The organism is Herbiconiux daphne, assembly GCF_024979295.1.
Classification (GTDB): Bacteria; Actinomycetota; Actinomycetes; order Actinomycetales; family Microbacteriaceae; genus Herbiconiux; species Herbiconiux daphnes.
Genome location: NZ_JANLCJ010000003.1, coordinates 56,146 through 70,123, shown reverse-complemented (window position 1 = coordinate 70,123; position 13,978 = coordinate 56,146). Strand labels below are relative to the sequence as shown.

Genomic DNA, 13,978 nt, shown 5'->3' with positions numbered 1-13,978 from the left:
GGCCAGCCCGGGTCGGGTGCGCCCCTCACGCTCGCCGAGTTCGACGAGCACGCGAGCGCCATCATGGCCAACCTCGAGAGCGTCATCGACGGCAAGACCGAGGCGGCGACCCTCGCGCTGATCGTGCTCATCGCCGAGGGCCACCTGCTGGTCGAAGACGTGCCGGGCGTCGGCAAGACCACACTCGCCAAGGCCCTGGCCACGAGCGTCGGCTGCACGGTGTCGCGCATCCAGTTCACGCCCGACCTGCTGCCCTCCGACGTCACGGGGGTGTCGATCTACAACCAGGTCGACCACGCCTTCGAGTTCAAGCGGGGCGCGGTGTTCGCCAACATCGTCATCGCCGACGAGATCAACCGGGCGTCGCCCAAGACGCAGTCGGCCCTGCTGGAGTGCATGGAAGAGGGGCAGGTCTCGCTCGACGGCACGACGCATCCGCTCGACCCGCCGTTCATCGTGGTGGCCACCCAGAACCCGATCGAGATGGAGGGCACCTACGCGCTGCCCGAGGCGCAGCGCGACCGGTTCATGGCGCGCATCTCGATGGGCTATCCGGATGCCGCGGCCGAACTCTCGATGCTGCACCAGCGTGAGACCACCAGTCCCCTCGACAAGCTCACCGCGGTGGTCGACAAGCGCCAGCTCGGCGACATGATCCAGACCGCCCGCCACGTCTACGTGAGCCGGGCCGTCGAGTCCTACGTGGTCTCGATCGTGCAGGCCACGCGCACGCATCCGGAGTTCCGGCTCGGCGCGAGCCCCCGCGGCACCCTGCACCTCGTGCGGGCCGCGAAGGTGCTGGCGGCCCTGAACGGCCGCGAATTCGTGGTGCCCGACGACATCAACGAGCTCGTGGTGCCCGTGCTGGCGCACCGCATCGTCGCCACCCGCCGCGCGGCCAGCGACGCCCGCGGTGGCGGGTCGCAGGCCATCGCCGACGCCCTGCGCGCCATCGTGGCGTCGACCCCGGTGCCGCTCAACCGCTCCCGGTCGGCATGACGGCTCCCCGGCCCGAACGCACCGCACCGCGCCTGACCGTGCGCGGGTGGGGGTTCGTCGTCGCGGCGATCGTGGCGTTCGTGGCCACCCAGGTGTTCCGGCGGCAGGAGCTGGCCTACCTCGCCTGCTTCCTGATCGCGGTTCCGGTGTTCTCGCTGGCGTGGGTGGCCCTGCGCCGCCTCGCCCTCAAGGTGCGCCGCCGGTTCTCGCCCGAAGCGGGTTCGGTGAACCAGACCGTGATGGCGACGATCTTCCTGCAGAACTGGGGCAGCCTGCGCACTCCCGCAGCTGTCTGGGTCGAGCGTGCGGGCGAGCCGCTGCGGCCGAGCGACCCGGCGCCCCTTCCGGCCCTTCCCGGCTACTCGTCGTCGACCCTCGACGAGCCGGCGGCGCAGCGGCTGCGCTACCGGCTCGACACGCGCTACCGCGGTGCGCATCAGATCGGGCCCTTCCAGGTGACGGTCACCGACCCGTTCGGCTGCGCCATCCGCCGGGTGCGGTTCGGGGGCACCGACACCGTGCTCGTCACTCCCACGGTCTACGAGCTCGCGCGCATCGACCTGCGGCTCTCGGCCGGCGACGGCGCGGAGCAGGTGTCCCGCCGCCTCGTGGGGGCGGGGGAGCAAGACGTCATCGCCCGCAAGTACCAGCCCGGCGACTCGATCCGCCGGGTGCACTGGCCGGCCACCGCGAAGCACGGCCAGCTGATGGTGAGGCAAGACGACCAGCGCAACGATCAAGATGCCGTGATCGTCATCGACGCCCACTCGTTCGCCCGCGACGACGGGTCGCGGCGGGGAGCCGGCCGGGCGGGTCGCGCGGGTCGCACCGGGCGCGCGGGTCGCCCCGGCGGCGCGGGTCGCCCCGGGAGCACGGGCGGTTTCAGTGACCCGGACGGCCGGCGCGGCTCCGAGGCCGAGGTCGACCCGGCGTTCGAGTGGGCGGTGAGCGCCGTCGGGTCGTTCGCCGTGCACCTGATGAACGAGGGCTACGGCGTGCGGTTGGTGGGCCATGCCCCGCCGCACTTCAGTGACGATGACGACGCGGTGTTCGCCGCGCCGCACGGACTCAGCCGGGTGGTGCGCGATCTGGCGTTCGCGAGCCGTGACGCCCTGCACGACCCGGTCGAGTTCCGTCAGGCGGTCGAAGAGGCTGCGCTGACGTCACCGGATGCCCCGCCCGTGTTCGCGATCGTGTCGAACGTTCCCGGGTCGGCCGCACGCATCCGCGATCTCGCGGCGATGTCGTCGCATCCGATCGCCTTCGTGGTCGGCGCCGACAGCGCGGCCCGGCGGGCGTCGGTGGCCGTGGCCGACCGGTCCGTCGCCACCGAGTTGCGCGGAGCCGGCTGGTCGGTGCTCGAATGCACGGCCCACGACGACCTGCCGTCGCTCTGGAAAGCGCTCGGCGATGCGCGGGGGATCGCATGAGCGCCGCCCGCCGCCGCAGCGCGGCGCTCTACCGCCGGGCCGAGAAGACGGGCGCCTGGAAGAGCACGGCGGCCGTGGCGCTCACGATCGCCGTGGCGCTGACCGGTCTGTCGCCGCTGCTGCAGGGGTTCACCTGGTGGATCGCCACCATGGCGATGGTGGTGGCCGTGCTCACCGTCTCCGCCGTGCTGCGCGGGCGCGGTGCGCCCGAGGTCACGGTGGTCGCGGTGTCGGCGCTGGTCTGGGGAGCCCTCGTCGTGCTGCTCTATGCCGCGTCGACGCTCTGGTTCCTGCTGCCGACGCTGCAGACGCTCACCGACATCTCCGGCGACCTCGCGGCCGCGCGGCTCTCGATCGCCGAGCAGGAGGTGCCCGCCGTCGCCGACGGCGCCATCACGCAACTGATCGTCATGGCCGTCGGACTCATCGCGATCGTCAGCGACGAGCTCGCCACCGGCCTCCGCACCCCCGTGCTGAGCGGCGTCGGCCCGCTCGCCGTTCTCGCCATCGCGCCGCTCGTGCGGCGGTCGGAGCCGAACGTGCCCGTCTACGTGCTGACGGCCGCCGCGTTCCTGCTGGTGGTCTGGTGCAGCTCGCGCATCGGGTCGGGGCCGCCGCGGGCGACCACCAGGCCCACCGTCAAGGGCGGGCGCAACCCGGGGCTGGCGCTCGGCGTGGGCGCGGGCGCCGTCGCGGCCATGATCGTGCTGCCGGTGATCACCCCGGGCCTCACCGCCGAGTCGCTGGCCGACGACGGCTCGGGCAGCCGCTTTCCGTCGATCTATGCCACCGGTGTCGATCCCACCATCCAGCTGGGGCGCGATCTGCGCCGCAGCGCCCCGCTGCTGTCACTGACCTACACCACCACCTCCACCGAGGGTCTCTACCTCAAGATGGTCAACCTCAGCGACTTCTCCACCGGCGTCTGGGTGCCGGAGCGGCCGCTCAACTCCATCGGCTACAGCGGGCAGGAGTTCGGCACGCCGCCCGGGCTCGCGCCCGAGGTGCCGACCGAGGAGGTCTCCACCACGGTCTCGGTCGCGAGCCTGCGGAGCGACTGGCTGCCGCTGCCCTACCCGACCCAGCGCGTCGACAACCTCAACGGCGACTGGCTGCTCACGCCGTCGTCGTTCACCGTCACCGACTTCCAGGGCGACACCCGCGGCCTCAACTACCAGGTCACGGGGCTGGCCATCAACCCGACGCCCGGGCAGCTCGCCGAGGCGGGCGCGATCGTGCCAGACGCGGTGCGCGACTTCCTCGCCGTGCCCGACGACCTGCCGCCGCTGATCGCCGAGACCGCCACGGAGGTCACGAGCGGCGCCGCCACCAACTACGACCGCGCGGTCGCCCTGCAGGAGTACTTCCGGTCGGGGGTGTTCCGCTACTCGCTCTCGGCGCCGGTGTCGGGCGACTACGACGGCGACAACGCGCAGATGATCGCGGCGTTCCTCGAGGCGCGCGAGGGCTACTGCGTGCACTTCGCCTCGGCCATGGCCGTGATGGCGCGCACCCTGGGCATCCCGTCGCGCATCGCGGTCGGCTACTCGCCCGGCCAGACCGCCGACGGCACCACCGAGGGGCGGCCGGTCTACGAGGTCTACACCGATCAGCTGCACGCCTGGCCCGAGCTCTACTTCGACGACATCGGCTGGCTGCCCTTCGAGCCCACCCCGGGGCTCGACATCACGCCGCCCGACTACAGCCTGCCCGACTACGCCCAGGTCGGGGCATCCGGCTCCACCACGCCCACCGACGCCGGGGCGACCTCGACGGCCGGTCCCGACGCGCAGCGCGACGACACGGGCGCGGTGGGCGCCGTGCAGACGCCCGAGCAGGTGCTTCTGGGGCAGGTGCGCGGCTGGGGCGTATTCGCGGCGGTGCTGGGCGGCATCGTCGCGCTGGGGCTGCTGCCGTGGGGAGTGCGTCAGCTCGTGCGGCGGTCACGCGTGCGCCGGATCGGCACCGACGGGATGCCGGGAACGCTCGCCTGGACCGAGCTCGAGGACACCCTCGACGACTACCGGGTGCAGCGCTCCGCCGGAGACACGATGTACGACCTCGAACGGCGCCTGCACCACGACATCGCGCTGCCCGCCGAAGCGATCGACCGGCTGCGCCGTCAGGTCGAGATCGAGCAGTACGCCCCACCGGGGTCGGCGGGGGTCGAGACGCGCGCATACATCCGCGACGACCTGCGGCAGATCATCGCCGCGCTCGAGGCGGAGGCGTCGCCGGCCGGGCGACGCCGTGCCCGGCTGCTGCCCACGTCACTCTGGCGTCGGCGCCGGACGACGGCCGCGACGGGGTCGCTCGTTCCGTAACGGCAGCACGAGCGACGGCAGACCGCCCGGCAACGCCTCGAGGTCGTCGAGCCAGGCCTGCGCCGCCTCGGCGAGCCGGAGACGCGCCAGGCTCGCGGGGGAGGGCGCTCCGGATGCCTCGGCGGCGACCGCGCTCCAGGCGGCGCGGTAGCGCTCGACCAGGTCGCTCGCACCCGCAGCGCCCAGACTGCTCGCGAGCAGCACCTTGAAGGTCATGTCGACCCAGGGGGAGGCGCCGTCGACCGCGGCCTCGGTGAGCCACTCGGCGGCGGCCCGGCGGCCGTCGAACGTCACGCCGTAGAGCGGGAGACCGTCGTCGGTGCTGCCCGTCGACCGCACGAGCCCGGCGATCACGAGGCGATCGAGCGTGGAGTAGATCTGCCCCACGTTGATGCGGCCGTGCCGGTCGGTGCGCTCCTCGAGCTCGGCGTGGATCTGCAACCCGTAGGCATCCGACTCCGTCAGAACGGCGAGGATGCCCGCGCGGATCGACATCGACGACATCCTCGCTCTCCGGTCACCCGTCGGCTGGTAAATACTCACTCAGTATATTTCTGTGAGTTCATGAACCGCGGATTACACGGTTGTCATTCCCGGAATTCCTGCGGCATACTATGAGCACAACTGCATAGCGCCGCCGAAATCCGTTCACAGGTCGTTGGGGAAGACGTACCTCACGAATGGAGAGAAAAATGGCGGCAACCGTTGCACGCGGAGTGGTCTACGTCCACTCCGCTCCTCGCGCGCTCTGCCCCCACGTCGAGTGGGCCGCAGGTCGCGCCATCGGTCGTGCAGTGAACTTCGACTGGATCGATCAGCCTGTGCTGCGCGGTTCCCAGCGAGCCGACTTCTTCTGGGAAGGCGCTCCGGGCACCGGCGCGGCGATCGCGTCTGCCCTGCGCGGCTGGGAGCACCTGCGCTACGAGGTGACCGAAGACGCCAGCGACGGCACCGACGGCGGTCGCTGGATGCACACACCCGACCTCGGCATCTTCTACGCGCAGGTCGACAACGCCGGCAACACCGTCGTGCCCGAAGACCGCATCCGTGACGCCATGGAGACGGCCGGCACCAACGCTCTCGAGCTGCACCGCGAACTGCGCCTCGCCCTCGGGCAGGCGTGGGACGACGAGCTCGAGCCCTTCCGCTACGCCAGCGACATGTCCCCGGTCATCTACCTCCACCGCGGAGTCGGCTGAGCCTGACCCGTCGAGACGTCAAAATCCGCCCCAAAAACACACGTTTTGGGGCGGATTTTGACGTCTCGGGGTGGGATCAGGCCGTTTTGAAGGCCACCACCGCGTTGTGGCCGCCGAAGCCGAACGAGTTCGAGATGGCGAGCAAGTCGCCGGCGGGCAGGGTGCGAGGCTCGCGCACGACGTCGAGGGGGATGTCGGGGTCTTGCTCGCTGAGGTTGATCGTCGGGGGAGCGGTGCGTTCGTGCAGCGCGAGCACGGTGAAGATCGCCTCGATGCCGCCGGCGCCGCCGAGCAGGTGCCCGGTCGAGGCCTTCGTGGCCGACACCGGGATGTCGTGCAGTCGCTCGCCGAAGGTGTGCAGCAGCGCCTTGTATTCGGCGATGTCGCCGACCGGGGTGCTCGTGGCGTGCGCGTTGATGTGCGCCACGTCGTCGAGCGAGAAGCCGGCATTGGCCACGGCGGCGATCATGGCGCGCGCGGCCGCCGAACCCTCGGGGTCGGGGGCCGTGATGTGGAAGGCGTCGCTCGTGACGGCACCACCGAGCAGCTCGGCGTAGATCTTGGCGCCGCGCGCCTTCGCGTGCTCCTCGGTCTCGAGCACGAGGGCCGCGCCGCCCTCGCCGAGCACGAAACCGTCGCGGGTGAGGTCGTAGGGGCGGGATGCCGTGGCCGGGTCGTCGTTGCGCTTCGAGAGCGCCTGCATGGCGGCGAAGGCCGCGATCGGCAGCGGGTGGATGGCCGCCTCGGAGCCACCGGCGATGATGATGTCGGCGTAGCCGGCCTGCAGGTGGTCGTAGGCGTTGACGATCGACTCGGTGCTCGAGGCGCACGCCGACACGACCGTGCGGGCGCCGGCGCGAGCGCCGAGCGCCATCTCGATGGCGGCCGCGGGGCCGTTCGGCATGAGCATGGGAACCGTCATCGGCAGCACCCGCCGCGGGCCCTTCTCGCGCAGGGTGTCCCAGGCGTCGAGCAGCGTCCAGACGCCGCCGATGCCCGTGGCCCAGTCGACCCCGAAGCGTTCGGGCACGACATCCGGCGACCCGGCATCGGCCCAGGCCTCGCGTGCCGCGGTGAGCGCGAACTGGCTCGACGGGTCGAGGCGCTTGATCTCGATGCGCTCGAGAACCTCTGACGAGGGCACCCGTGCCTGGCCCGCGAAGGTCACCGGCAGGTCGTTCTTGGCGACCCACTCCTGCTCGAGGGTGGTGATGCCCGACTCACCCGCCAGCAGGTTCTTCCAGCTGTCGGTGGCGGTGCCCCCGAGGGGTGACGTGGCACCGATTCCGGTGACGACGATCTTCTTCGTGCTCATGGCAAAACTTTCTGTGGGTGGTCAGTCCAGTTCGCGCCGGGGCGGCGCAGTTCGGTCGACAGGATCGGGCGTGTCTCAGGCCGCGATCCTGCCGACCATCCGCGTGGAACGGGGTCGTCAGGCCTGGGCGGCGACGATGAAGGTGACGGCGTCGCCGACGGTCTTGAGGTTCTTGACCTCTTCGTCGGGGATCTTGACGTCGAACTTCTCTTCGGCGTTGACGACGATCGTCATCATCGAGATGGAGTCGATGTCGAGGTCATCGGTGAACGACTTGTCCAGCTCGACTGTGTCGGTAGCGATGCCCGTCTCGTCATTGATGAGCTCGGCCAAGCCGGCCAGTACTTCTTCGTTGGACAATGCCATTGTTCTCTCCTTGAGGGTGTCGTTTGACCGAGACTTAGTTTAGTCAGGCCGGGGGGTCGGGTTCGTGCATACGATCAGGGCAGCACGACCACCTGGGCTCCGAACACCAGCCCGGCGCCGAAACCGATCTGCAGGGCCAGGCCGCCCGAGAGCGACGGGTTCTCGGCCAGCAGGCGGTGGGTGGCGAGCGGGATCGACGCGGCCGAGGTGTTTCCGGTCGTCTCGATGTCGCGGCCGATGGCCACCGACTCGGGCAGCTTCAGCTGCTTGGCGAACTCGTCGATGATGCGCATGTTGGCCTGGTGCGGAATGAACGCGGCCAGGTCGTCGACGGTCACGCCAGCGGCCTCGAGGGCTTCCTTGGCGACCTTCACCATCTCCCAGACGGCCCAGCGGAACACCACCTGGCCGTTCTGCCACAGGGTCGGCCACTCGGTCTCGCCGTCGCGGAACTCGATCGTGGTGCCGGTCATGTGGATCTCGTCGCGCTTCGTGGCGTCGGAGCCCCAGATGGTCGGCCCGATGCCGGGGGTCCCGCTCGGCCCCACGATCGCCGCGCCGGCGCCGTCGCCCAGCAGGAACGAGATCGAGCGGTCGGAGGGGCTGACGTACTCCGACAGCTTCTCGGCGCCGATGACGAGCACGTACTCGGCCATGCCCGCCCGGATGAGCGAGTCGGCCTGCCCGATGCCGTAGGCGTAGCCCGCGCAGGCGGCGCTGATGTCGTAGGCAGCCGCGAGCGGCGCGCCGATGCGCTCCGCCACGTGCGTGGCGAGCGAGGGCGTGATCACGGGGTTGCTGATGGTCGAGACCAGGATGGCGCCGATCTGCGACGGCACGATGCCGGCGCCCTCGATCGCCTCCTTGGCGGCGGCCTCGGCCAGATCGACGGCGAAAACGTCGTGTGACGCCCGCTTGCGCTCGACGATGCCGGTGCGCTGGCGGATCCACTCGTCAGAGGAGTCGATCGGGCCGACCAGGTCGTCGTTCGGCACCGCGAGGTCGCCGCGGGCGGCTCCGATCGCGTGGATGCGGGTGAACTGGGGCCCGGTGGCCTGCTTCAGTGTGGGCTGCGTCATGGGCGTGCGCGATGCCTTCCGTGTCGGGTGTGGATGTCGGCGGTCGCTCAGGCGGCCTGGTCGATGAGTTCGAGGGCGGCGGCGAGGTCGTCGGGGGTCTTCACCGCGACGGCCGGGATGCCTTTGAGCCCGCGCTTGGCGATGCCGACGAGGGCGCCGGCGGGGGCGACCTCGATGAGACCGGTCACCCCGGCGGCGGCGAACGCCGCCATGTCGAGGTCCCAGCGCACGGGCGACGAGACCTGCCCCACCAGCAGGTCGACGAACCGGGCGCCGTCGTCGACGACCGAGCCGTCGTTGTTGGTCCAGATCGTCAGGGTCGGGTCGGCAGGGGTGAGCGTGGCCGCGACGGCGGCGAGGCGCTCGACCGCGGGCGCCATGTAGTGCGTGTGGAACGCGCCGGCCACCTGCAGCGGGATGACGCGTACTCCACGCGGGGCGCGCTCGGCGAGCAGGGCCAGCGCCGCGGGCTCGCCGGCGACCACGATCTGACCGCCGCCGTTGTAGTTCGCCGGCAGCACACCCACCTCGTCGAAGAGGGCGAGCACCTCGGCCTCGGTGCCGCCGACGACAGCGCTCATGCCGGTCTGCGCGAGGGCCGCGGCATCCGCCATCGCCCGCCCGCGTTCGCCCACGAAGCGCATCGCCTCGGTGTCGCTCAGGATGCCGGCCCCCACCGCCGCGGTGATCTCGCCCACCGAGTGGCCCGCGATGCCGCCGATCTTGTCGCGGCGGCCGTCGGCGAAGAGTGCGCGCAGCGTGATGATGCCGGCGGCCACGATGAGCGGCTGGGCCACCGCGGTGTCGCGGATGGTGTCGGCGTCGCTCACGGTGCCGTGGGTGACGAGGTCGACGCCGGCGGCGGAGCTCAGCTCGTCGAGGGCGCCCGCCGGGGAGCTCTCGATCCAGGGGGCGAGGAATCCGGGGGTCTGCGAGCCCTGGCCGGGGCAAACGACGACGATCATTACTTCAGTCTCCCAACAGTTCGGTCATTGGATGTGTCGAACGCGACCAAGAGATTCCGGCAGACGTTGTCGGAACCGCACAGTTGGTGCGTGCACGAGTGGTGCGTGAACAGTCACGGGATGCACGGTCACTGCTTGCGCTGGCCTGGCGTCTCGTGGTCGTTCATCGAGCCGAGGATCAACGCGGACTGCAGGATGAGCGCTTCGCGGGCGCCCGTCGCATCCCAGCCGATCACCTGGGTGACCCGTTTCAGGCGGTAGCGCACGGTGTTCGGGTGCACGAAGAGCTCGCGGGCCGTGGCCTCGAGCGACCGGCCGTTGTCGAGATAGCACCAGAGCGTGGTCATCAGTTCGGGCGACTGGTCTTGCAGCGGCCGGTAGACGCGGTTGACCAGGGTCGAGCGGGCGAGTGGATCGCCCGCGAGGGCGCGTTCGGGCAGCAGGTCGTCGGCGAGCATCGGCCGAGGGGCGTTGCGCCACGCGCGCGCGACGGCGAACCCGGCGAGAGCCGCCTTGGCGCTGCGCGAGGCATCCACGAGGCTCGGCACCTCGTGGCCGAGCACCAGGTAGCCGGGGCCGAACCCGGGTTCGAGCTGCTCGGCGATCTCGAGGAAGGTGAGCATGCGCTCGGGACCGGTGCCGAGCGCGTCGCCGTCGGCCGGCGCGGCATCGATGCCGTTGCCGTCGAACCCGTTGCCGTCGAAGCCGTTGCCGTTCACCGGATGCGCGCGGCCGATCACGAGCACGAGCCGGCCGCCCTGCACCCCGATCAACAGATCGGCGTTGACGTGGCGGGCGGTGCGGCGCAGCTGGTCGACGTCGAGCTGGCGCGGTGTGGTGCCGACGAGAACGCTGACCTCGCCGTGCCCGTGCCAGCCGAGCGCCGCGATGCGGCTGGGCAGCTCGTCGTCGTATTCACCGCTCAGGATGGAGTCGACGACGAGCGCCTCGAGCCGGGCGTCCCAGAGTCCGCGGGCCTCGGCGGCTCGTGCGTAGACGTCGGCCGCGGCGAACGCGATCTCGCGCGAATAGAGCAGGATCGCCTCGCGCAGCGAACCGTCGGCTCCGGCGACGCGTTCCTCGACCACCTCGACCACCACGCGGATGAGCTGCAGGGTCTGCTGCAGGCTGACCGATCGCAAGAGCTCCCGGGGCGCCGAGCCGAACACGTCGGCGGCGATCCAGGTCGTGGTGGTGGGGTCGTCGTACCACTGGATGAACGACTTGATGCCCGCCTGCGCCACGAGGCCGACCGCAGAGCGCCGCCCCGGGGGCATGTCGCCATACCAGGGCAGCGTCTGATCGAGCTTCTTGATCGTGGCGGTCGAGAGCTCGCCCGAGATCGTGCGCAGCCACGCGAGTGTCTGCGCCTTGGTCTTAGGCATCACGCCTCCGGGGCATCCGTGCCTCCGACCGCGAAGGATCCGATCGTCATGCGGGGTGGGATCAGCTCTCGCCGCCCGCCGAGCCCGATGTGCCGGCCGTCACGTCGTAGAGGCGGTACTTCTCGATCGCCCACGACGGGGCGTTCTGGTCGACCTCGCCTCGGGCGGCCAGCTGCTCGAGAACGCGCACGACCACCGAGGGTCCGTCGATCTTGAAGTAGCGGCGCGCGGCCGGTCGGGTGTCGCTGAAGCCGAAGTCGTCGGCGCCGAGCGTGGCGTACTCGCCGGGAACGAACTGACGGATCTGGTCGGAGACCGCGTGCATGTAGTCGGTGACCGCGATGAACGGGCCCGGGGCATCCTGCAGCTTCGTGGTGAGGTAAGGCACCTGGCGCTCCTCGGTCGGGTGCAGGAAGTTGTGCTCCTCGGCACGCAGGCCGTCGCGGCGCAACTCGGTCCACGAGGTGACCGACCAGACATCCGCCGACACACCCCAGTCGTTCGCCAGCAGCTCCTGGGCTTCGAGGGCCCACGGCACCGCCACGCCTGACGACAGGATCTGGGCCTTCGGACCCTCGATCGTGCCAGACTTGAGCTTGTAGATGCCCTTCACCAGGCCCTCGACGTCGACGTTCTCGGGTTCGGCGGGCTGCACGTGCGGCTCGTTGTAGACCGTGATGTAGTACATGACGTTGGGGTCGGGATGCGTGCCGCCGTACATGCGGTCGAGACCCGATCGCACGATGTGGTTCATCTCGTAGCCATAGGCCGGGTCGTAGCTGATGACGGCCGGGTTGGTGGCCGCGAGCAGGTGCGAGTGGCCGTCGGCGTGCTGCAGGCCCTCACCGGTGAGCGTGGTGCGCCCGGCGGTGGCGCCGATGACGAAGCCGCGTGCCATCTGGTCGCCGGCGGCCCAGAGGGCGTCACCCGTGCGCTGGAAGCCGAACATCGAGTAGAAGACGTAGATCGGAATGAGGGGTTCGCCCTGGGTCGAGTACGACGTTCCCACCGCGGTGAACGACGCGAGCGCGCCGGCCTCGTTGATGCCGACGTGGATGATCTGACCCTGGGGGCTCTCCTTGTAGGCGAGCAGAAGTTCGCGGTCGACGGACACGTAGGTCTGACCCCGAGGGTTGTAGATCTTGTTCGACGGGAAGAACGCGTCCATGCCGAAGGTGCGTGCCTCGTCGGGGATGATCGGCACCACGCGGTTGCCGAAGTCCTTCGACCGGGTGAGGTCTTTCAGCAGGCGCACGAACGCCATCGTGGTCGCGATCTCCTGCGTGCCGGAGCCCTTCTTTAGGGTCTGGTAGGCCGAGTCGTCGGGCAGCGTGATGGCCGTGTGGTTGGTGCGGCGCTCGGGCAGGTAGCCGCCGAGGGCGCGGCGGCGCTCGTGCAGGTACTGGATGGCCTCGTCGTTCTCGCCCGGGTTGTAGTAGGGCGGGAGGTAGGGGTTCTCTTCGAGCTGGGCGTCGCTGATCGGGATGTGCATCTCGTCGCGGAACGTCTTGAGGTTGTCGAGCGTCATCTTCTTCATCTGGTGGGTCGCGTTGCGACCCTCGAACGACGGACCGAGGCCGTAGCCCTTGATCGTGTGCGCCAGGATGACGGTGGGCTGACCCTTGTGCTCGCTGGCCGCCTTGAAGGCCGCGTAGACCTTGCGGTAGTCGTGGCCGCCGCGCTTGAGGTTCCAGATCTGGTCGTCGGTGTAGTTCTCGACGAGCTTCAAGGCACGCGGATCGCGGCCGAAGAAGTTCTCGCGCACGTAGGCGCCCGACTCCGCCTTGTAGGTCTGGAAGTCGCCATCCGGAACCGTGTTCATCAGGTTGAGCAGCGCGCCGTCGGTGTCGCGGGCGAGCAGGTCGTCCCACTCGCGGCCCCAGACCACCTTGATGACGTTCCAGCCCGCACCGCGGAAGAAGCTCTCGAGCTCCTGGATGATCTTGCCGTTGCCGCGCACCGGGCCGTCGAGGCGCTGGAGGTTGCAGTTGATGACGAAGTTGAGGTTGTCGAGGCCGTCGTTCGCGGCCACCTGCAGCTGGCCGCGGCTCTCGACCTCGTCCATCTCGCCGTCGCCGAGGAAGGCCCAGACCTGCTGGTCGGAAGCGTCTTTGATGCCGCGGTTGGTGAGGTACTTGTTGAGCTGCGCCTGGTAGATCGCGTTGATCGGGCCGAGACCCATCGACACGGTGGGGAACTGCCAGAACTCGGGCATCAGCCGCGGATGCGGGTAGCTCGAGAGGCCGCCGCCTGCGTGCGACTTCTCCTGGCGGAATCCGTCGAGCTGGTCGGCGCTCAGCCGGCCCTCGAGGAAGGCGCGGGCATAGGTGCCGGGGGAGGCGTGGCCCTGGATGAAGATCTGGTCGGCGCCGCCGGGGGCGTCGTGGCCGCGGAAGAAGTGGTTGAAGCCCACCTCGTAGAGCGCCGCGCTCGAGGCGTAGGTCGAGATGTGGCCGCCCACCGCGATGCCGGGCCGCTGGGCGCGGTGCACGAGCATGGCGGCGTTCCAGCGGATCCACGCGCGGTATTTGCGCTCGAGTGCCTCGTCGCCCGGGAAGTCGGGCTCGTTCTCGGGGGCGATCGTGTTGATGTAGTCGGTCGTCGGCACCATCGGCACGTTCAGGTGAAGCTCTTTGGAACGCTTCAGCAGACTGAGCATGATGTCGCGCGCACGGCCGTGACCGCGGGCTTCGACGAGGGCGTCGAGCGATTCGTTCCACTCGGAGGTCTCGTCGGGATCGGTATCGATGTGTCCCGCCGAATAGGGGTCCTGGTCGTTGACAGTCACCGTCGACCTTTCTGTTGTGTACAGATCGTTTCGTGTCGGGCGCCACCCACCCGGATGAGGTGCGGAACGCCACAGACAAGCCTAGTGAGTTTAAGACCGCCCACTGTCCCGTGGGCGCCCGAGCGCTG

The 13,978-nt window shown here is 70.0% G+C and carries 11 protein-coding genes; 4 read left to right on the top strand and 7 right to left on the bottom strand.

The genetic code is table 11. From position 1 onward, the window contains the following. The first annotated feature begins 63 nt into the window (after window positions 1–63). From N1032_RS09060 to N1032_RS09050, 3 genes are read left to right on the top strand one after another with little or no spacing between them, the layout of a single operon-like run. Window positions 64–999 (top strand): AAA family ATPase, encoded by a 936-nt coding sequence (locus N1032_RS09060; RefSeq protein WP_259539166.1) that lies wholly within the window; start codon window positions 64–66, stop codon window positions 997–999. Next, window positions 996–2,429 (top strand): DUF58 domain-containing protein, encoded by a 1,434-nt coding sequence (locus tag N1032_RS09055; RefSeq protein ID WP_259538740.1) that lies wholly within the window; start codon window positions 996–998, stop codon window positions 2,427–2,429. The genes N1032_RS09060 and N1032_RS09055 overlap by 4 nt, the downstream gene beginning before the upstream one ends. After that, on the top strand, window positions 2,426–4,753 hold the full coding sequence (locus N1032_RS09050) for a DUF3488 and transglutaminase-like domain-containing protein (protein ID WP_259538739.1): 2,328 nt from the start codon (window positions 2,426–2,428) through the stop codon (window positions 4,751–4,753). The genes N1032_RS09055 and N1032_RS09050 overlap by 4 nt, the downstream gene beginning before the upstream one ends. On the opposite strand, the gene N1032_RS09045 is transcribed toward N1032_RS09050, so the two are convergent. Beyond that, on the bottom strand, window positions 4,700–5,248 hold the full coding sequence (locus tag N1032_RS09045; RefSeq protein WP_259538738.1) for a PadR family transcriptional regulator: 549 nt from the start codon (window positions 5,246–5,248) through the stop codon (window positions 4,700–4,702). The genes N1032_RS09050 and N1032_RS09045 overlap by 54 nt on opposite strands. Before the next feature lie 197 nt (window positions 5,249–5,445). Here N1032_RS09045 and N1032_RS09040 point away from each other — a divergent pair, with 197 nt between their 5' ends. Next, entirely contained in the window at window positions 5,446–5,952 is a 507-nt protein-coding gene (locus tag N1032_RS09040) for a DUF3145 domain-containing protein (protein WP_259538737.1), read from the top strand. Between the two features lie 76 nt (window positions 5,953–6,028). On the opposite strand, the gene N1032_RS09035 is transcribed toward N1032_RS09040, so the two are convergent. The 6 genes from N1032_RS09035 to aceE all read right to left on the bottom strand — a co-directional run bounded on the left by N1032_RS09035 (window position 6,029) and on the right by aceE (window position 13,850). Then, window positions 6,029–7,267: a beta-ketoacyl-[acyl-carrier-protein] synthase family protein gene (locus N1032_RS09035; RefSeq protein WP_259538736.1), complete on the bottom strand. Its 1,239-nt coding sequence runs from the start codon at window positions 7,265–7,267 to the stop codon at window positions 6,029–6,031. A 117-nt stretch (window positions 7,268–7,384) separates the two neighbouring features. Continuing rightward, the gene (locus N1032_RS09030; protein ID WP_259538735.1) at window positions 7,385–7,633 is read right to left on the bottom strand and encodes an acyl carrier protein; all 249 of its coding nucleotides are present in this window, start codon (window positions 7,631–7,633) and stop codon (window positions 7,385–7,387) included. 74 nt (window positions 7,634–7,707) lie between these two features. Next, window positions 7,708–8,712 (bottom strand): beta-ketoacyl-ACP synthase III, encoded by a 1,005-nt coding sequence (locus tag N1032_RS09025; RefSeq protein WP_259538734.1) that lies wholly within the window; start codon window positions 8,710–8,712, stop codon window positions 7,708–7,710. A gap of 47 nt (window positions 8,713–8,759) precedes the next feature. After that, entirely contained in the window at window positions 8,760–9,677 is a 918-nt protein-coding gene (locus N1032_RS09020) for an ACP S-malonyltransferase (RefSeq protein WP_259538733.1), read from the bottom strand. A 128-nt stretch (window positions 9,678–9,805) separates the two neighbouring features. Then, window positions 9,806–11,062 carry a PucR family transcriptional regulator gene (locus tag N1032_RS09015; protein WP_259538732.1) on the bottom strand — a complete coding sequence of 419 codons (1,257 nt, stop codon included), beginning with the start codon at window positions 11,060–11,062 and terminating at the stop codon, window positions 9,806–9,808. Between the two features lie 61 nt (window positions 11,063–11,123). Next, the gene (aceE, locus tag N1032_RS09010; RefSeq protein WP_259538731.1) at window positions 11,124–13,850 is read right to left on the bottom strand and encodes a pyruvate dehydrogenase (acetyl-transferring), homodimeric type; all 2,727 of its coding nucleotides are present in this window, start codon (window positions 13,848–13,850) and stop codon (window positions 11,124–11,126) included. Window positions 13,851–13,978 lie beyond the last annotated feature (128 nt).